Annotated in this window: 14 protein-coding genes; 7 read left to right on the top strand and 7 right to left on the bottom strand. The window is 58.9% G+C overall.

The annotated features are described in order from the left end of the window. Window positions 1-53: 53 nt before the first annotated feature. On the bottom strand, window positions 54-1,274 hold the full coding sequence (locus IPK32_07140) for a methionine adenosyltransferase (protein MBK8091750.1): 1,221 nt from the start codon (window positions 1,272-1,274) through the stop codon (window positions 54-56). Window positions 1,275-1,474: 200 nt separating this feature from the next. Here IPK32_07140 and IPK32_07135 point away from each other — a divergent pair, with 200 nt between their 5' ends. Next, window positions 1,475-1,927: an embryonic protein DC-8 gene (locus IPK32_07135; protein ID MBK8091749.1), complete on the top strand. Its 453-nt coding sequence runs from the start codon at window positions 1,475-1,477 to the stop codon at window positions 1,925-1,927. A gap of 88 nt (window positions 1,928-2,015) precedes the next feature. Here the strand turns inward: IPK32_07135 and IPK32_07130 are convergent, their stop codons facing one another. The 3 genes from IPK32_07130 to IPK32_07120 all read right to left on the bottom strand — a co-directional run bounded on the left by IPK32_07130 (window position 2,016) and on the right by IPK32_07120 (window position 7,172). Next, the gene (locus tag IPK32_07130; protein MBK8091748.1) at window positions 2,016-4,307 is read right to left on the bottom strand and encodes a VCBS repeat-containing protein; all 2,292 of its coding nucleotides are present in this window, start codon (window positions 4,305-4,307) and stop codon (window positions 2,016-2,018) included. 63 nt (window positions 4,308-4,370) lie between these two features. Further along, the gene (locus IPK32_07125) at window positions 4,371-6,221 is read right to left on the bottom strand and encodes a hypothetical protein (protein ID MBK8091747.1); all 1,851 of its coding nucleotides are present in this window, start codon (window positions 6,219-6,221) and stop codon (window positions 4,371-4,373) included. Window positions 6,222-6,260: 39 nt separating this feature from the next. Continuing rightward, window positions 6,261-7,172, bottom strand: a complete 912-nt coding sequence (locus IPK32_07120; protein MBK8091746.1) for a trypsin-like peptidase domain-containing protein — start codon at window positions 7,170-7,172, stop codon at window positions 6,261-6,263. Between the two features lie 251 nt (window positions 7,173-7,423). Here IPK32_07120 and IPK32_07115 point away from each other — a divergent pair, with 251 nt between their 5' ends. The 5 genes from IPK32_07115 to IPK32_07095 all read left to right on the top strand — a co-directional run bounded on the left by IPK32_07115 (window position 7,424) and on the right by IPK32_07095 (window position 13,997). After that, complete coding sequence (locus tag IPK32_07115) at window positions 7,424-8,461, top strand: transposase (protein ID MBK8091745.1); 1,038 nt, start codon at window positions 7,424-7,426, stop codon at window positions 8,459-8,461. Window positions 8,462-8,540: 79 nt separating this feature from the next. Continuing rightward, window positions 8,541-11,303, top strand: a complete 2,763-nt coding sequence (locus tag IPK32_07110; GenBank protein ID MBK8091744.1) for a 2-oxoglutarate dehydrogenase E1 component — start codon at window positions 8,541-8,543, stop codon at window positions 11,301-11,303. Between the two features lie 140 nt (window positions 11,304-11,443). Next, window positions 11,444-12,526 (top strand): dihydrolipoyllysine-residue succinyltransferase, encoded by a 1,083-nt coding sequence (sucB, locus tag IPK32_07105; GenBank protein MBK8091743.1) that lies wholly within the window; start codon window positions 11,444-11,446, stop codon window positions 12,524-12,526. A gap of 158 nt (window positions 12,527-12,684) precedes the next feature. Beyond that, the gene (locus IPK32_07100; protein MBK8091742.1) at window positions 12,685-13,587 is read left to right on the top strand and encodes a peptidylprolyl isomerase; all 903 of its coding nucleotides are present in this window, start codon (window positions 12,685-12,687) and stop codon (window positions 13,585-13,587) included. Continuing rightward, complete coding sequence (locus tag IPK32_07095; protein MBK8091741.1) at window positions 13,587-13,997, top strand: hypothetical protein; 411 nt, start codon at window positions 13,587-13,589, stop codon at window positions 13,995-13,997. The genes IPK32_07100 and IPK32_07095 overlap by 1 nt, the downstream gene beginning before the upstream one ends. 54 nt (window positions 13,998-14,051) lie before the next feature. Here IPK32_07095 and dnaJ read toward each other — a convergent pair whose 3' ends face one another. The 3 genes from dnaJ to IPK32_07080 form a co-directional block, all read right to left on the bottom strand. Beyond that, window positions 14,052-15,221 carry a molecular chaperone DnaJ gene (gene dnaJ, locus IPK32_07090; protein MBK8091740.1) on the bottom strand — a complete coding sequence of 390 codons (1,170 nt, stop codon included), beginning with the start codon at window positions 15,219-15,221 and terminating at the stop codon, window positions 14,052-14,054. Between the two features lie 36 nt (window positions 15,222-15,257). Beyond that, window positions 15,258-15,851, bottom strand: coding sequence for a nucleotide exchange factor GrpE (gene grpE, locus IPK32_07085; protein MBK8091739.1), 594 nt, complete (start codon window positions 15,849-15,851; stop codon window positions 15,258-15,260). Between the two features lie 115 nt (window positions 15,852-15,966). After that, a complete protein-coding gene (locus tag IPK32_07080) occupies window positions 15,967-17,370 on the bottom strand; it encodes a SpoIIE family protein phosphatase (protein MBK8091738.1) in 1,404 nt (467 codons plus the stop codon). Window positions 17,371-17,495: 125 nt separating this feature from the next. Here IPK32_07080 and IPK32_07075 point away from each other — a divergent pair, with 125 nt between their 5' ends. Then, entirely contained in the window at window positions 17,496-18,716 is a 1,221-nt protein-coding gene (locus tag IPK32_07075; GenBank protein ID MBK8091737.1) for a class I SAM-dependent RNA methyltransferase, read from the top strand. The last annotated feature ends 76 nt before the right edge of the window (window positions 18,717-18,792 follow it).

The raw sequence follows: 18,792 nt of genomic DNA, 5'->3' as shown, positions 1-18,792 counted from the left end.
TTGTTGTTGCGCAACAAAGGCTGGTGGCCAGTTGCACCGCAACTGGGCAACTTTTACTTCGCGGCTTTCTTGAGAGCGTCGGCCTTGTTGGTGAGCTCCCAGGTGATGTCCTTGTCGTCGATCTTGCCGAAGTGACCGTAGTTGGTCGTCTTCGAGTAGATCGGACGGAGGAGGTTGAGCTGCTTGACGATGTCGGCAGGCTTGAAGGAGAACACTTTGAGGACGGCGGCGAGGATCTTGTCATCGCTGATGGTGCCGGTGCCGAAGCTGTCGATGTGGACGCTCACTGGCAGCGGGTGACCGATGGCGTAGGCGAACTGCACTTCGCATTTCTCGGCGAGGCCGGCGGCGACGACGTTCTTGGCGACCCAGCGGCCCATGTAGGCGGCGCTGCGGTCCACTTTGGACGGATCTTTGCCGGAGAAGGCACCACCGCCGTGACGGCCCATGCCGCCGTAGCTATCGACGATGATTTTACGACCTGTGAGGCCGCTGTCGCCCTGAGGGCCACCGACGACGAATTTGCCGGTCGGATTGATAAGATACTCGGTGTCCTTGGTGAGCATGTTCTTCGGCAGGACTTTCTTGATGACCTGCTCGATGCAGAATTTCTCGATCTCGGCGTGGCTCACGTCTGCGGTGTGCTGGGTGGAGATGACGACGTTCACGATGCGGGTGGGCTTGCCATCGACGTATTCGACGGAGACTTGGGATTTCGCATCTGGGCGCAGCCATTTGGCGAGCTTGCCAGCCTTGCGGATGCGGGTCAGTTCGCGGCCGAGGCGGTGGGCAAACATGATGGGCGCGGGCATGAGCTCGGGCGTTTCGTTGCAGGCATAACCAAACATAATGCCCTGGTCGCCTGCGCCTTGTTCGCCGTGCTTTTTGCCTTCGGCTTCCGCGGCGTCCACACCTTGGGCGATGTCGGGGCTCTGGATGGTGAGGTAGTTATTGATGAAGATCTGGTCGGCGTGGAAAACATCGTCCACATTCGTGTAACCGATGCCGCGAATGGCGTCACGGATGACTTGGCCAACGTTGATGACCTCGTCGATGGGCTTGGTGGTGCCGAGCTTCTTGTTCTGGAGCTTCGGGATGGTGATTTCACCACCGACGACGACGACATTGCTCTTCACGAAGGTTTCGCAAGCGACGCGGCTTTTCAGGTCAATCTTGAGGCAGGCGTCAAGGATGGCGTCAGAGATGGTATCGGCGACTTTGTCAGGATGGCCTTCGCCGACGGACTCGGACGAAAAGATATAGCTACGGGGCATGGTGGTAGGTAGGTTGGGTGTCGTGTGCCTGGAGCTGCGGCCCTAGGCGTGGAGGGCCGCGAGGGTAGTCCCCGATACATGGGCGTCAACGTGGAATTCGGAGCCGCTGAAGTTGCTCATTTTAAGCCGGGACAAGGTCCGCAATGCATGCAATGCGTGCCGCGCCGACATCCAAGGCACAAATACATATCCACCCCATTATGAAACCTACCCAACTCATCCTGGCCATGCTCGCTCTCTGTGGCATGACCGCCTGCGAAAAGACACCGGAAGCCAAAAAAGCCGCCGACGACACCCATAAGGCCGTAGAAGCCGTCAAAGACGCTGCGAAATCAGGCATTGATGCTGCTGCTAAAGAAGCAGAAGCCGCCAAGACCGCCGTCACCGACAAGGCTGCCGAAGTCAAAGACGCCGTCGCCGACAAAGCTGCTGAACTGAAGGCCGAAGCCGAAAAGAAAGCCGCTGAACTCAAAGCTGCTGCTGAAAAGCAAGCCCAGGAAGTCAAAGACGCTGCCGCTGCCAAAGCCGGTGAAGCCGCCGCTGCTCTGCAAGATGCTGCAAAGAAAGCCCAAGAAGCTCTGACTCCCGCCGCTCCTGCTCCCGCCGCTCCTGCTCCTGCTGCTCCGGCCCCAGCCCCTGCTCCAGCGAAATAAGTCGAGGCACCCGTCTCTAGGACTCTGCCCGTGGACCCACCTGACCTCAGGGAGGCTCCACGGGTTTTTTGTGCCCTGGGGGCACCCTTCAGCGCTTCCGCGTATAGAAAAGAGCCCGGTCGTGGCAGAGGAGCACGAGGTCGAGCTTGCCATCAGAGTCGATGTCGAGCGCGGTGTAGTCATGGGGCTCGTTTTCACGGCCAGCCTTGCCACGGAAGTGCGGATCAGTTTCAAAGATGCGGAAATGCAGGCTGCTAACCCATTCACGATCTTTTTCGGGCTGAAAAACTTCAATGACACGACTGCGAGTGGTATCGAGCAGCGCAATGTCATCCACCTCTGCTCCAGAAAAGGCTGCGGGAATGAGGTCGGTCGGTTGGGTGTCCTTCAGGTCACTATCGAAGGTGGCGACCGTTTCGAGCTGGAGGCTGCCCCCATCGAGTGGCGTGATCTGGAAGCTGGATTTCCCCAGCAGCAGCAGGCGCTCCCCGATGCTGCTCTGCACCAGGCGGATGAGGTCTGGCGTCATGGCTGGCAGCGGGTGACTGTGCTGGCTGCGATAGACTCCGTCGCCCCCTGCGGCGAGGTCGTAGAGGCGGCTATGTGCAGTATCGATGAGTACGACACGGAGCTTTTTATCCGCGCCACGCTTCAGCAATGCTGCGTGGATCTCCGCACCAGAGTCTGGTGCATTGAATTGCTCCACGACGCTGGCTTTGCCATCCGCTCCCGCACGGAAGACGCGGGCGAGCTGATCGCGTGCGATGATAAACTCATCCTTCCCATCTCCATCGAGGTCCCCCGTGGTCAGCGCCGTCGGGGTGAGCTTACTGACAAAGGCATCTGGGATGCCATCGAGGCGTTTGAAGGGCGTTTTTGCCTCTGCCGTGCTCAGGAGCACCTGCATGGGGCCGATGCTCGAAAAGACGGCGAGGTCGCCTTTGCCATCCTGATTGGCATCCAGCACGCGGAGGGCGCTGGCACGGCTACTGCCTGTCAGAGCACTGAGTTCATGCATGCTGCTGCTCCATTTGCCGTCCTTCGCAGCGAGAGTGAGGAGTTGCGGATTTGATTTGATGTCCATGACGACCTGGATGAGCCCAGGTGCGGCCGCGATGCTGCCGTGAGCGAGTGCGAGGAGATTCTCCCCCTCTTTGGCCTGATGGATGATCTCTGGGTAAGCGAGGCGGTCCTCTTTCCAATGAGCGACACCGACGGCCTTCTCCGAGCTGCTGAGGAGAAGGACATCATTTTTTTGATCACCATCCGCATCCGCCACGATCAATGAGTCCACACCACCGAGGATTGGGAATTCGCGCCCTTGACTGAAGCTGCCATCTTTCGCCCCGCTAAAGAGCCACAGGCGGGCACTCTTCGGCTCGGACATGATGACATCCGCATTGCCATCGCCCGTGAGGTCGCCATAGGCCACGGCTCCGCCCTTGCCCTCTGTCGGCGGCATGGCGTGGCGGATGGTGGAGGCACGGTCGCTGCCGGGTTGAGCCTTTGCCTCCGTGAGGCGTGCTACCTCGACCATACCAGTCTCATCTTGAATCCAGGCGATACCCGTCTTGCCAGCACCAATGCGCACCGGGTGTAGCCAGTGCCTACTGTTGGGTATTTCGACCCGCCACTCTTCGCCAAAACCGCCGCCACTGCCCTGCTGCAGTCGCACGAGCAGCGCATCCCCCTCCGGTGCGGTGTAGAAAAGATCCGGCAGCTTATCCGCATCGAGATCCGCGACATGTAGCCCCGCACAGCCACTCTCCCCGAGTGCGTATCCCAGCGGCTCGGCCCACTCACCAGGCTTCCCCTGCTGCAGGAGCACCAGCAGCCGCGTATTCGTCAGCAAGGCCAGATCGGTACGTCCATCCGCATTCAAATCCGCTGCGGCTAGCACCTCGGTATCCTCTGTGACGGAATCGAGTGCGAATTCTCGCTTCGCTGTCCAGCCGCCTTTCCCATCCTGCATGCGCAGGACCAGCTTGTCCTCATCCGTGACGATCGCGAGATCCGGCTTTGCATCCCCATTCCAGTCACCCACAGCCATCGCCATCGCCGCATGGCCGATGACCAGCGGTTCCTTATCAAAACGCGAGACTTCGAGCACCGGATTCCACCGATCCTCGCGGGAAGTCTTCTCCGGCGTGCCGGATTTCACGCCATCTTTCCGCTGGAGCAGCAGCTCGATGCGTGCGCGGTCAGAATTGATGATGGCGATGTCCGTGAGGCCATCGCCATTAAAATCTGCCGCTCGGGGGCAAGCTGTCGCCCAGTCGATCTTCACCACCTCCGGCCCATCGAAGTAAAGCGGCTCCACCCCTGCGGCCATGACGCCACACGCAGCCCAGGCCGCGAAGCAGACTCTAGGTGAATGCACCCACGACAACGAAAATGGCGACCTCATAATAGACAGAAGATGGTTGAGAGCGAGAGAGCAGGGCTATTTGGCCTCGACTGGCGTCGTCAGGCTGCGCCCATGGATGCAGTCAGCATGCGTGTAGCTAGAGCTAAGCATCGTGCCGAAGTACTTGCGGAAGGTAGCGTCCGAAGGCCGATTTTTCGCATCCAGTAGCTTCGCTAGCGTCTCGTCTGAGTTTTTCTCAGCACCTGTAGCATCACCCGACTTCGCAGGGCCCTTGCCAGGGCCTTTTTTCTTGGCGGCACCAGCTTTTTTCATACCAGCCTGCTGCTTCGAAATGGTCTCCATCGCGGTAAAGAAGGTGCTGATGAGTCGGCTAAAATCCGTCACTCCCACGCCATTATTGCCCTTTGGCAGCATCGCTAGCTGCGCCTGTGTGCGCGGGGAATCCCAGAGCGATGGGCCAGCAGGATCCTTGAGCCGACCGAGCACTTTCTTCATCACATCGAGCTGACCGATGCCGATAAAGAGCTGCTTCCCTGTATTGCAATACGCGATCTCCTGACCACCCGAATTGCTCTTCGCGGCTTTGAGGCTGTTCAGCGTGTAACCTAGATAATCAGACTCCTCAAAAGCTCCAAACCCACTCGTAGAGAGCATGTTCCCCAGCCCCTTCAGCGCAGAGCCGAGCTTCTCGCTATTTTTGACCGTGAAGCCGATAACTTGGCTCTGCTTGAGCGCATCCACACCATCCTGCGCCTGATACATCTCGTCCCCCAAGCTCGCGAAAAAGTCATCCCGCAGCTTAAAGCCAGCCTGCTGCTCCATGCTCCCCAGTCCCATCGCCGCCATCATACCCATCTGCGGACTGAGCTTCATCACCGCGCCCATGAGGCCATCGTAGAAATTCACCCAATCAAAACGGCCCACACTCGCCGCAGCGACATCCGCAGGCATGAAAGCGGGCAGTGTCACCTCAGTAGCCGGATGCCGCATCCAGGAGAGGATGCCCTCAGGCTTTTCTTTGTGCATGATGAAGAAATCCGTCGTGGAGCGATCATCCTGCATATCGACCGTGAAAGCCAGTGACTCAAAGGCATCCAGCCCCAATGCGGCAAAAATCTGCTCCGCTGTGACAGGCACCGGAGATTTGCTCTTTTTCATACCTTCCACAGCAGCCTTTTTTGCGATGACGAGCAGCGGCTTCAAATTGAGGTGAACAAAGATGTCTGCCGTCCCTTCGCGGAGCTGCGAGACACGAGCCGCTTGAGCCATGAGCTCCGCCCCACCCTCACCGCTGCCAGACTTCAGGGCAGCGATCATGGAGGAGAGACCCTCGCGGTTATTACCCTCTACAAAAACGCCGTCGATGATCGCATGCGCATCCAGCCACTTCGCATCCGCCGCATCAGATTCAGCCCGGATATGCACTGTCACACCGTGGATTTCCTCCGTGAGCTCCTTGAGATTCGCGTGCTTCTTCTTTTTGTTTTCGATCTCCTGCTTCTTTTGCTCGGTCAGCCTAGCCTCGTTATCCCCAGCCTCACTGAGAGCGACGAAAAACATATTCTCCTTCTTTTCGAACGCCACCCCCTTGGAACCCAGAAAAACCACCGTCGAGCCTCGCGCCTCCTTCAAGGTATCGTACAAACCTGTGCCGTAGATTTCTTTGAAATGCTTATCCCAGGGGAACTCGCCATCCTCCTTCGTCGGCTCCAGCCAGCGCACCGCTTCCTCATCCTGCATGAACTTCGCAAAGCTACTCTTGTCCCAATCCGCCAAGACCTCCTGCGTATCCTTCATCGCCAAAGTGAAGAAAGTGTCCTTGGGAGCGAGTTTGATCCATTGCTCCACCTTATCCGCATGAGCGGCAGGCAGGACAGATAGAAAAGCAGCCGTCAAAGCGGCGAGGAGTGAGCGTGTGTATTTCATGGGATAAATCAGCTAAGGGAAAGGAGAGGGAAGAATCGATCAAGAACGAGGAGAGGCCGCATCAGGCCCTTTTTCACCCGCAGACGGAGCCGGTGGTGGCAGGTAGCGGAAGCCAGCATTCGGATTGCGCGGATCGAACGCGAAAGCCTCGCGGTTCTTTAAAAAGAGCCTCAGCATATTCGCCGGGATCGAAAACCCCAGCCCCTCCACTCCCACACCAGCGGCCTTCATATTGTTCACACCCACCACCTCACCACGGGAATTAAAAAGCGGGCCACCCGAGTTACCAGGATTGATCTGCGTCGTGCTCTGGATGTACCAGCGGCCACTATTTTCTCTCGCTCGAATGCTCACAATCCCCTGTGACACACTGCGCTCCAGGCCCAGCGGGCTCCCGATCGCGAAAACCTGCTGCCCCTGCGTCAGCGCATCCGAATCGCCCAACGGCACAAAAGGCAGCGCCTCCACAGCTTTCTCATCATCAATCTGGAGAATCGCCAAATCCAAATAGCCATTCATAGCGACGATCTTCACCTTCGAAAACGACTGCTTCTCCAAACCGCCCTGCTTTTTCCGATACACCAGCACCGTGATCTCGCGCTCGCCCGCAATGACATGCTGATTTGTAATCACATGGCCCATTTTATTGATAATAAAGCCCGACCCCAGCCCCGAAGCCGTCTGAATCTGCACCACCGCCTCAGCCACCCGCTGCACATTCTTTTCCACCGTCATCGACTCACGATTCGGCTCCACGAAATACATATCCTCGCCCAGCGTCGTCGATTTCTGTCCATCTACAGGTTTCGCAACATCCTTATCAATACGCGCAATATCCACACGCGGCAGCGAAAGGATGGTTTGCCCTAAATCGAGCACCAAAGAGTCCTCACGCTCCTTCAAAACCTCCGCACGGAGCTCCGAGCCATTTTTCAGCACGACCAGCACCATCTCCGCCGCCGAAGCCACACCCGCAGCCCCAAGAGCTACGATAGACATAGATAGAATAAAATTTCGAGTCACAGCCAGAAAGCTAAACACTCCCGCCGGTTCATACGAGCACTTTTTACCCCCCAACCCAAAAACCGCCTCCGCCCTGCCCGAACCACGCAATACATCCACACGCCCAACTGAACGTTTAATAGTCTGTCCCTTTATCAATATGTTATTGCACGACCTCTCTTTCTCGCCACGCTCCGCCCATGCGTCAGCCTCGGCTCAAGGCACCCAAGCACCACCCCACTGCTTTTTACCACTGCGTCTCACGCATCGTGAACCGTGACTTCGTCCTCCTGGAGCAGGAGCGGGAGCACTTCGTGCGCCTCATGCGCATGTATGAATCCCTCTGCCAGGTCCGCGTGATCACTTTTTGTGTCCTCTCCAATCATTTTCATGTCCTCGTCGAGGTGCCGCGCAGACCGGATGTGCCGCCAGATGAGTCTGCGGGGCTGGAAATCATCCGCCAGGCCTTCGGCAAGTCCGTCGCCGGGATCGTGGAGGCTGAATTGCAGCACTTGCGCCAGATCGGAGCAACAGCGCAGGCCGAGCAGATCCTCGATGGCTGGCGGGCACGTATGTGGGACATCAGCGCCTTCATGAAGTCCCTCAAGCAACGCTTCAGCCAGTGGTTCAACAAGCGCCACAAGCGCCGCGGCACCCTTTGGGAGGAGCGCTACCGTAGCACCCTGGTGGAAGGTGGCACCGCCCTGGCCATGACCGCCGCGTATGTCGATCTCAATCCCGTGCGGGCAAAGCTGGTCACCGACCCGAAAGACTACCGCTGGTGCGGCTATGCCCAAGCCGTCGCGGGGGTGAAAAAAGCCCGCCAAGGCATCGAAAAGGCCGCGCAGGCACAATCGAGCACCACCAGGCCTGACGTCGGGTATGTGGAGTACTACCGCACCCTGCTCTTCACCTGGGGCACGGCGAGTAAGGCGAGAGCGGATGGCAGCAGCCGGGGCAAAATCCGCGAAGAGGACTACCAGAGCGTGCTCCAAGCAGGCGGAAAACTCCCCGTAGCTGAGGCGCTGCGCTGCCGGGTGAGATACTTCACCGATGGAGCCGTGATAGGGGGCAAAGACTTCGTCAATGCCATCTTCCGGGCGCGGAGATCACGCTTTGGAGCAAAGAGGAAGGACGGAGCCCGGAGGCTACGCGGAGTGCAGCAGGATGACCCCGCCGTGGAGCTGCATGTACTGCGTGATTTGCAGGTGGACGTGATTCGGCCTGCCCAGGGCTGATTTTAAGGCCATCACAGGTTGCACTTATGTGCTTTGGGCGCATTCTGGCAGCCCCCTTCCCCCCACTGAAAAAAGCTCAATGAGTGCCTCACTCCCTTACCGCGCCAATGCGGACTTTCTCGAGTCAAAATATCTCGAATGGAAAAATGACCCTAGCTCCGTCGAGCCGCTTTGGTCCTCCTTCTTTGAAGGATTTGAGCTCGGCATGGCGAAACTAGCCACCAGCAGTGCAAAGAGTAGTGGGGACACCACGCCTGCTCTCTCTGAAAAGACTCTGAGCTTCCGCATGCGTGTGACGAACGCCTTGCAGCACTTCCGCGCTCTGGGACACACGGCTGCGCATTTGGACCCGCTTAGCCAGCAGGGGCCGGAGATCGCCTCATTCTCACTCGCGGGCCTGGGATTCACCGAGGACGAGCTGGAGGAGGAGGTGCAGACGCACATGTTCCGCAGCGGCCAGGCTATGAAGCTCAAAGACATGCTCGCAGACCTACGTCGCCTCTATTGCGGCAAAACGGGCTTTGAGTTCATGCACATTCATCACCCCGAGGTGCGCACTTGGCTCCTCGACCGCATCGAGGTCGACAACACCACTCCACCGAGCGCCAAAGAGCATATCGACGCTCTGCGTTGGCTTTTGGAGGCTGAGTCCTTCGAGCGCTTCCTGCACCGCCGCTTCGTCGGCCAAAAGCGCTTCTCCGTCGAAGGCGGTGAGTCCATGCTCGTCGCCCTAGAGACCATCCTGGAGGGTATGCCTGCCCACAGTGGACGTGAAATCGTCCTCGGTATGGCCCATCGTGGTCGTTTGAGCGTTCTCGCCAATTTCCTGCGCAAGCCACTCGAATACCTCTTTTACGAGTTCAGCGAGAATTACGTGCCAAACATGGTCAGTGGTGATGGCGATGTGAAATACCACCTCGGATTTGAGACGGTCCGCAAAACCACCAGTGGCGACAGCATCGGTGTCATGCTCGCACCGAATCCGAGCCATCTTGAGGCTGTCGATCCCGTCGTGGAGGGCATGGCCCGTGCACGGCAGCGCTCACTGGGTGACACCAAGGACCGCAAAAAAGTCATCCCCGTGCTCATCCATGGCGACGCCGCTTTCGCAGGCCAGGGACTCGTCGCGGAGGTGCTCAATCTCTCCCAGCTCCCCGGCTACCGCACGGGCGGCACCATCCACATCATCGTCAATAACCAGATCGGCTTCACCACGATGCCTGAGGATGCCCGCAGCAGCCATTACTGCACGGATGTGGCGAAAATGATCGAGGCCCCCGTCTTCCATGTGAATGGAGACTGCCCCATGGAGGTCGTCCGCGCGGCGAAGCTCGCCCTCGACTTCCGCCAGACCTTCGGCCGGGATGTCATCATCGACATCGTCTGCTACCGCCGCCACGGGCATAATGAAACCGATGAACCCGGCTTCACCCAGCCGAACATGGCCCGCGCCATCGCGCAGCACCCATCCACCGCGACCCTTTTCCGGCTCGATCTCGCCACCCAGGGCATCCTCGACGAAGCCGGGGCCGCAGCCCTCCAGCGCGAGCTGGACGAAGAACTCGAAGCCGGCGTCACCACGCTTGCTGAAAAGGACAAGTCCGCCAACGGAGGCAATCCCTTCGAGGGCAGCATGGCCATGCCACAGCCCGCCTATGACTACACACCCGTAAAAACCGGCGTGGAACTCAAAAAACTCACCCAGGTGGGCCAGCGCCTGCTGGAAGTGCCAGAGGGCTTCAATCTACACCCGACCATCTCCAAGCGCTTCCTTGCGGCACGGAAAAAAGCCATCGAAGCCGGCGAAGGCATCGACTGGGCCTACGCCGAATCCTTGGCCTTCGGCACACTCCTCACCGAGGGCCACGGCGTGCGACTCAGCGGCCAGGATGTGCGCCGCGGCACCTTCAGCCACCGCCACAGCGTCTTTTATGATAGCCAGACGCGTGACCGCCACATCCCGCTCAACAACCTCCAGACCGAGCAGGGCCGCTACTGCGTTTATAACAGCCTCCTTTCCGAAGCTGCCGTCCTCGGCTTTGATTACGGCTACTCGCTGCTCGCCAGCAATCTCCTCGTCTGCTGGGAGGCACAGTTCGGCGACTTCATCAACGGAGCCCAGGTCATCATCGACCAATTCATCGCCAGTGCCGAGAGCAAATGGCAGCGCCCCTCCCATGTCACGCTGCTCCTGCCCCACGGTTACGAAGGCCAAGGTCCCGAGCACTCCAGCGCCCGTTTGGAGCGCTTCCTCCAGCTCTGCGCCGGTGGGAACATGCAAGTCTGCAATTTCACCACTCCCGCTCAATACTTCCATGCCCTGCGCCGCCAGCTCAAGCGCAGCACCCGCAAGCCCCTGGTCGTCATGACGCCCAAGAGCCTGCTGCGGCACCCGAAATGCATCAGCAAACTCTCCGACATGGCTGAGGGGACCACCTTCAAGGAAGTGCTCGATGACGAGCACCTCCTCGCCGCCCCAGAGCGCATCACCCGCCTCATTCTGTGCAGCGGTAAAGTGTACTACGACCTCCTCGACTACCGCGAGGAGCACCAGATCAAGAACGCCGCCATCATCCGCATCGAGCAGCTCTACCCGCTGAACTACGAGATGCTCAAAGACATCGTCGCCAAATACCCGCGAGCCCAGAAAAAGTGGATCTGGTGCCAGGAAGAGCCCCGCAACATGGGGGCCTTCTACTACATCCGCCCGCGACTCGAAGAACTCAGCAACCACAAACTCCGCTACGCAGGCCGAGAGCGCAGCAGCAGCCCCGCTGCTGGATCGAAGGCCATCCACAGCCTCGAGCAGGACAAGCTGGTCGAGGACGCGTTTAGCGTGTAATTGGCCGATGTGCTTAGTTCTCAGTCTTCAAGCTGAGCCTCTGAAAAACTGAGCACCAAGCACTGAGCACCAAGCACTGAGTACCAAGCACTGAGAACTGAGCACTTTTCCCCCACAAACTCCCTTTCCCCTCAAAAAACATGGCTGACATCAAAATCCCCGCACTCGGCGAATCCGTCACTGGAGGCCAGATCGCGAAATGGCACTTCAAATCCGGCGATTTCGTCAAAACAGGCGACATCCTCCTCACGCTCGAAACCGATAAAGTAGCCGCAGAAGTCACTGCCGAGGCTGCTGGCGTGCTCACCATCGTGAAGCAACCCGGAGACGATGTGGTCATCGGCGATGTCGTGGGCCAGATCGCCGTAGGAGCAGCCCCCGTGGCCGAAAAAGCCCCCGAGGCACCAAAACCAGCCCCCACAGCCGCTCCAGAGCCCAAAGCCGAGGCAAAGCCCGCGAAAACAACGCCGCCTGAAGCAGCACCCAAGCCCGCCCCCGCTCCAGCAGCCCCCGCATCCCCAGAGGGCCGGATCACGCGCAAAAAGATGTCTCCGCTGCGCAAAAAGATCGCAGACCAGCTCGTCAGCGCTCAAAAGACCGCCGCCATCCTCACTACCTTCAACGAGTGCGACATGAGCAACGTCATGGCCCTGCGCAGCAAGCTCCAGGACAGCTTCGTCGCCAAGCACGGCGTGAAGCTCGGCTTCATGAGCTTCTTCATCAAGGCCGTGGTGGAGGCGCTCAAAGCCGTCCCGCAGATCAATGTCCGCGTCGAGGGCGATGAGATCATCCATCAGCACTATTATGACATCGGCGTCGCCATCGGCACAGAGCGCGGCCTCATCGTCCCAGTGCTGCGTGATGCGGATCAGAAATCCTTCGCCGAGCTGGAGCAGGACATCCTCGCCTACGCGGCCAAAGCCAAAGACGGCAAACTCCAAGTCTCCGACCTCACGGGCGGCATCTTCACCATCAGCAATGGTGGCGTCTATGGCTCCCTCCTGAGCACCCCCATCCTCAATCCCCCGCAAAGCGGCATCCTCGGCATGCACAGCATCCAGCAGCGGCCGATCGCTGTCGATGGGCAGGTCGTCATCCGTCCGATGATGAACCTCGCCCTCAGCTACGACCACCGCGTCGTCGATGGCAAAGAGGCCGTCACCTTCCTCATCCGGGTGAAGGATTGCATCGAAAACCCGGCCCGCATGCTCGTAGGAGCATGATCAGAGCCAAAAAGGGCCCTCATCGGCCTGTGGGTAACTTCACCTTGCCACAGGGCGGCATCCTCCTACGATGAAGCTGATATTTTATGCGTTTTAATCCTCTCCTAGCCCTCCCGGCCCTGGCTTTGCTCCTTTCGACTCCGTTGGCAGCTCAGAGCATGTCCAACGGCGTCGCTGCCGTCGTACAAGGCAAGCCCATCACCAAGTCCGAGGTGCGTGACACCATCCGCATCCAGGAGCAGATGCTCACCTACCAGCTTCAGAACGATCCAGCGCAGTTGCAGAAGGAAGTCAATCACCTGCGAGCCAATGCCCTGGATGCCCTCATCGACCGCGAGCTCATCCTCATCGAATTCGCCAAAAAAGGCGGCGTCATCCGCCCGCAGTATGTGGACGATCAGATCAACAACATCGTGCGCGAAGGCTACAAAGGCGACCGCGCCGCCTTGGTGAACGATCTGGCCAAAGCGGGCATGAGCATGAAGAAATTCCGTGAGATGCAGGAAAAAAGCATCGTCGCCAATGTCATGCGTGCTCAACACGCCGGCGAGCAGTCGCCCCCCACCCCAAAGGAGGTCGAGGACTTCTACAAAAAACACGTCGATGAATGGCGTGTCGGTGGTCAGGTGAAAATCTCCACCATCTCGATCCCGAAATTCAGCGTGGAAGCGAATGCCACCCCTGAGAACCAGCGCCGCTTCGCCAATGATGTCCGCTCCAAAATCGTCAATGGCTCGGACTTCGCCACACTGGCCCGTTCTTACTCACAAGACAGCCGGGCAGAATTCGGTGGAGCATGGGAATGGATGTCCGTCACGGATCTGGACCCCCTCATTGCCAATACCGCCATGGGCCTGAAGACCGGCGGCATCAGCCCCGTCATCGAAAAAGAAACGAACTACATCATCATCAGTTGTGACGCGAAAAAGCTCGGTGAAGCCCCCACACTGGAAAAAATGCGCGTGGACATCCAGCGCCGCATCCAGCAGGAAAAGTCCAGCAAAGCCGTGAAGGAATGGATGGAGCTACTCCGCAAAAAAGCGGTCATCAAAAAACTCTAATGAGCAGCCCAGAGGTCATCACCACACACGAGCGCGGCGTCATCCAGATCGTCTTTAATGACATCAGTGCAGCGGAGCTCTCACGCCTGCCCTCCAAGGTGCAATTCCAGCTCCTAGAGGCGCTCAACATCCAGCCTGCGGATGCCCGTGATGACATCCTCTCCGCCCGCTATGGCGTCCTGGAGCGCAGTGGGAAGCGCTTTTACCGCTCCCGCGCGGGTGACTACCGCATCTACTTCGGTCTCGATGGCGGGCATGTCCGCGTCCACCGTGTGCTACACGCCAATACGCTTCAAGATTTTCTCTTCCGTAGCAATCTGCCCGGTGGTGGCGAAGACCAGGCTCTCAGCCAGTCAAAGCATTTCTGGCACCTCATCGACGAAGGCGCCAAGACTCTGAAACTGGCCTGATACACCGCCCACCCACTCCATCGCGGAAAGAGCGGCTCGGTGTCTGCTGGAGCTCTATTTGAAGAACTTTTTCGCTTTCTCGAAAAAGCTCTCCTCCATCGGTGAGGTGGTCTCACCCAGGGATTTCGCATACGCATCGAGCTGACTGCGCTGGTCGCTATTGAGCTTCGTCGGCACAGCGATCTGGACATGGACATACAGATCTCCCGTGGCGCTGGAGCCTAGCACAGGCATTCCCTTGCCGCGCAGGCGGAAGGTGGTGCCATTTTGCGTGCCCGCAGGGATCTTTACCGCAGCCTTGCCGCCCATCGTCGGCACCATGATCTCTCCGCCTAGAGCGGCGACTGGGAAACTCAGCGGCATGTGACAATGCAAGTCATCTCCCTCTCTCTCAAAGATCTCATGCCCACGCACCTGCACCACGACGTAGAGGTCACCGTTTGGGCCATTTTTGACCCCCGCGTTGCCATTGCCCGTGCTGCGCAGACGAGAGCCGTCTTCGATGCCGGCTGGCACTTTGACACGCACTTTGGCCTTCTCCTCACTCATCCCACTACCACGGCAATCGCGGCAAGGGTCAGAGACTGTCTCGCCCTCCCCTTTGCAGTCAGGGCAGGTCTGCTGAACTTGGAAAATGCCGCGTGACATGATGACCTGGCCGTGACCACCGCAGGTGCGGCAGGTTTTTTTCCCGGCACCACTCGTCGAGCCATTACCTCGGCAAGTTTTGCAGCTATGGAGGCGCTTGTAGTCGATCTCGCGCTCGATGCCGTGCGCTGCATCCTCCAGACTGATCTCGATCCCGATGCGTAGATCGCTCCCGCGCTGCGGGCCATCGCTACGCCGCTGGCGACCGCCACCGCCGCCGAAAAATGCTTCGAAAATGCCACCGCCACCGCCGCCACCACCGCCAAACATCTGGTTGAAGATGTCATACGCGTCATGGAAGCCACCGCCGCCGCCACCCGCCCCCGCTGGGCCACCCATGCCGCCCTGTGTAAAGGCAGCGTGCCCATAGCGATCGTAGGCAGCACGTTTATCTGCATCACTCAGCACATCGTAGGCCTCGCCCACTTGCTTGAACTTATCCTCAGCGGTCTTATCACCCGGATTCTTGTCAGGATGGAACTGCACCGCGAGCTTGCGGTAGGCCTTTTTCAGGTCTTCGGCACTGACGTCGCGTGAGACGCCCAGAACCTCGTAATAGTCGCGTTTATCGGCCATGATGGGGATAGGAAAGGGGTAACGGTGGAAATGGAATTACGCAGCAGGTCCGCTGGAGACAATCACGCTGGTCGGACGCAGCAGGCGGTCTTTTAGCTTGAAGCCACGGCGTGTGACTCTGAGCACCGTGCCCTCTGCCACATCGGCACTGGCCTCTTGGGAGACTGCATCATGGAGATTCGGATCAAAAGCCTTCCCCAACGCCTCCACTTCTGTGACACCCACATCGCGTAGGAAATCCGCGATCTGGCGCTGCACCATGCTCATGCCCATGAAGATCATGCTCTTCTCAGACTCAGCGCGGGCAGCCTCGAGGCCCATCTCAAAATTATCCATGATGGGCAAGATGCCACGGAGCAGGTCTGCGTTCGCATAAGCACGCGTTTCCTGTGCCTCACGGGCACTGCGCTTGCGGAAGTTATCCAACTCCGCCTGTGAGCGGTAGGCCAGGTCTTTCCACTTATCGACCTCGGCGCTCATAGCGGCCATCGGGTCCATGGCAGCCTCTTCAGCGGCTGGCTGCTCATTTTCTGTGGGAGTATCGGCATTTGCGATGTTTTCGGGAGTGGGGGCATTTTCGACGATTTCAGGCTCGGGCGCTGCTGCGGCTTCGGGGCTGGTTTCTGTCATAGGATGGGCTCTTTCAGGTTTAGGGGGCTGCGATTATGCCGCCCTTTGCCGCGCAATCAAGGTGATGTCATCCCGGAACGCGGCATCCGGCCTCTAGTCGAGCGCCGCTCTTCCCTCAAACCGTCCGCTGCAAGGCGATCAGGGTGATGTCGTCATGCGAGCGCTTGCCAGATAAAAATCCATCCAGGTCCGAGATGAGCCCATCGATAATGGCCCGCGGGCCGGAGGGCGCGAGGCGAGTGAGGGAGGAATAGATGCGTTCTTCGCCGAATTCGTCTTCTTGAGCATTCATGGCCTCATTCACGCCATCGGTATAGAGCAGCAGACAGTCCCCCTTTTTCATCTCAAAGGAGGTATCTTTCGTCACACGCTCAAAAACACTGCCCGTGTCGATACCGACACCCAGCCCACCAGGCTCGATAAGCTCGATCTTTCCGCTCTCACTCCGCCAGAGCAGCGCCGCAGTGTGCCCCGCACGGGCGAGATGCACCTGCGGTGAGTCTTTCGCCAAAACCAGATAGGTCATGGTGATGAACATGCCCTCATGCATATCTGGAGCGATGGCACGATTCACACCGGCCAATGCGGCTGCGGGGCTGGCATTGGCCAGCGCTGCGGCACGTAGGAGCGTACGACACATGACCGTGACCAGTGCCCCCGGCATGCCTTTGCCAGATACGTCTGCGATGACGGCCCCGAAGCGGCCCTCTGGCAGCGGGATAAAGTCAAAGTAATCACCGCTGAGCTGCCGTGCGGGGATATTTTTGCCAGCGATGACGTAGCCAGGCACTTGGGGGTCACGAGCGGGGAGGAGGATTTTTTGGATGTCGCGTGCATTGTGCAGCTCCTGCCGGTCGGCACGCAGTTTGGCACTCTCTTGCTGCGTGACCGAGTTTGCTAAGGCCACTGCGGACTGCCCTGCGATGGTGGTGAAAATATCCCGATCCTCCGTACTGTAAGCTCGCTCAGCGATCGGAGCTGTGAGGATGAGAACGCCCAGCTTACGTCCACCGAAGCTCAGCGGGCTGATCAGCGCCGTGGCGGCACTGCCATGACCGAGGTCGCGGATGAGCTCGCTCTTCTGTTGGGTAAAGACACGGCCCATCGCACCCTCATCCTGCGCTGTGGCATGCATGCGCAGGAAGCTGAGCTGCGACGCTGGCTGGTCGAGTACACGCTGCGGCAGCTCCACTGGGGCGGCGCAGTGTTCACTAAAAAACTTCGGCACGAGGCGGCGTGTCGGTGCATCGAGCAGGTAGATCGCTCCGCCGGTGCTCTGGGTCACCCGCATCGCCCCCTCGACGATGAGGCGGTGCATGGCCTGCTGCTGATCCTCGCGGCAGATCGCCTCCCCCAGCTCACGCAGAAAGCGGAACAGGCGCTGCTTTTCCTCAGCGGTGGCATTTTCTCCATTCCGCAGCGCTGTAAGCGCACCCTTCTGTCCACGCACGATTTTAGCGAGGAGGTAAACTGCCACCGCGAGTAATAGCGCGATGAGAATGAGGAGAAGAGTGGTCATAGAGGACCTGAGCGGGCGTATCCAGCAATCCGAATGTCGAAATAAGGCGGAATGTCGAATGCGGAAATGCTATTTCAGTGAGATTTGCGGCGGACAGTATATTCAGCATCCTGCCACTCAAGATCATGCCAGAGCCCCAGCGCCCCAAAAAATTCCTGCCACACCCCTTCGCCTACCACCAGGAGCTAGAGGTCCGCATCGAAAACCTCACCAATGAGGGCAGCGGCGTCGCCCGCGTGGATGGCTGGGTCGTTTTCATCCCTTTTACCCTACCGGGTGAGCGCGTGCGCTGCCGCGTCTTCCGCAATCACAAAAACTACAGCCAGGCAGATCTCCTGGAGGTGCTGGAGCCCTCTCCCATGCGCACACAGCCACCGTGCCCGCTCTTTGGCCAATGCGGCGGCTGCCAGTATCAGCACCTTGATTACACCGAGCAGCTCATTTGGAAAAAAAACCAAGTCACCGAGCTGCTGCGCCACATGGCCCGCATCGAGCATGAGGTGCTACCGGTCATCGCCTCGCCAGTACAGTATGGTTATCGGTCCAAGATCACGCCGCACTTCCAGAAGCCGCAGGACGGCGTCATCCGCGAGATTGGCTTTCTGCGCATCGGCACACGCACCTCCCTGGTCGATGTGCCGCAGTGCCAGATCGCCATGCCAGAGATCAATGCAGCCCTCACCGGCATCCGCGAGCGACTCCGCGCAGATGGCAGCGGGTATAAGCGCGGCGCGACGATGCTCATCCGTGCCGCAAAGAACGGCGTCCTCACCCTGCCAGAGCAGATCGCCATCGAGGAGGTCTCCGGCGTGAAGTTCGAGTTCCAAGCAGGTGACTTTTTTCAGAACAACCCCTTCATCCTTTCCGCCTTCGTCCAGCATGCTGTCGATGAGGCAAAAGCCAGCGGCGCACGTTTCCTCGTCGATGCTTACTGCGGCAGCGGCCTCTTTGCCCTCAGTGCAGCGCGGTCATTCGAGCAAATCGTGGGCGTCGAGATATCTGAGACCGCCGTGGCGAAGGCTGCACACAATGCACAGCTCAATGGCATCACGAACTGCCGCTTCATCGCAGCAGATGCCCGTGAGGTCTTCAAAGCCGTGCCCCATGCCGGAGCGGAGACGGTCGTGCTCATCGACCCCCCGCGAGCAGGCTGTAGCCGGGAGTTTCTCGATCAGCTCTTCGCCTTCGGCCCGAAAAGCGTCGTCTATGTGAGCTGCAATCCCGCCACGCAAATGCGTGACCTCGCCATCTTCACCGAGGCCGGCTACCAGCTCCGTAAAGTGCAGCCCTTTGACCTTTTCCCGCAGACCAAGCACCTCGAATGCGTGATGACGCTCTCCAAGTAAGCCAAAAACGATCGTAGAACTGTTTGAAAAACGACGGGGTCGTGAACACTAGACCGTTCGATAAGTCGCTAGCCCC

It is taken from the genome of Verrucomicrobiaceae bacterium, assembly GCA_016713035.1.
GTDB lineage: Bacteria > Verrucomicrobiota > Verrucomicrobiia > Verrucomicrobiales > Verrucomicrobiaceae > Prosthecobacter.
Note: the sequence above shows the minus strand (reverse complement) of the source record. Positions and strands in the feature narration are given on the sequence as shown.

Bases quoted from the DNA above. Each gene is read 5' to 3' on its own strand.
- IPK32_07075 (MBK8091737.1), top strand. From the start codon at position 17,496: ATGCCAGAGCCCCAGCGCCCCAAAAAATTCCTGCCACACCCCTTCGCC.
- IPK32_07100 (MBK8091742.1), top strand. From the start codon at position 12,685: ATGTCCAACGGCGTCGCTGCCGTCGTACAAGGCAAGCCCATCACCAAG.
- IPK32_07115 (MBK8091745.1), top strand. From the start codon at position 7,424: ATGCGTCAGCCTCGGCTCAAGGCACCCAAGCACCACCCCACTGCTTTT.
- IPK32_07140 (MBK8091750.1), bottom strand. From the start codon at position 1,274: ATGCCCCGTAGCTATATCTTTTCGTCCGAGTCCGTCGGCGAAGGCCAT.
- IPK32_07110 (MBK8091744.1), top strand. From the start codon at position 8,541: ATGAGTGCCTCACTCCCTTACCGCGCCAATGCGGACTTTCTCGAGTCA.
- IPK32_07125 (MBK8091747.1), bottom strand. From the start codon at position 6,221: ATGAAATACACACGCTCACTCCTCGCCGCTTTGACGGCTGCTTTTCTA.
- IPK32_07095 (MBK8091741.1), top strand. From the start codon at position 13,587: ATGAGCAGCCCAGAGGTCATCACCACACACGAGCGCGGCGTCATCCAG.
- IPK32_07135 (MBK8091749.1), top strand. From the start codon at position 1,475: ATGAAACCTACCCAACTCATCCTGGCCATGCTCGCTCTCTGTGGCATG.
- sucB (MBK8091743.1), top strand. From the start codon at position 11,444: ATGGCTGACATCAAAATCCCCGCACTCGGCGAATCCGTCACTGGAGGC.
- dnaJ (MBK8091740.1), bottom strand. From the start codon at position 15,221: ATGGCCGATAAACGCGACTATTACGAGGTTCTGGGCGTCTCACGCGAC.
- IPK32_07120 (MBK8091746.1), bottom strand. From the start codon at position 7,172: ATGGTGCTGGTCGTGCTGAAAAATGGCTCGGAGCTCCGTGCGGAGGTT.
- IPK32_07080 (MBK8091738.1), bottom strand. From the start codon at position 17,370: ATGACCACTCTTCTCCTCATTCTCATCGCGCTATTACTCGCGGTGGCA.
- grpE (MBK8091739.1), bottom strand. From the start codon at position 15,851: ATGACAGAAACCAGCCCCGAAGCCGCAGCAGCGCCCGAGCCTGAAATC.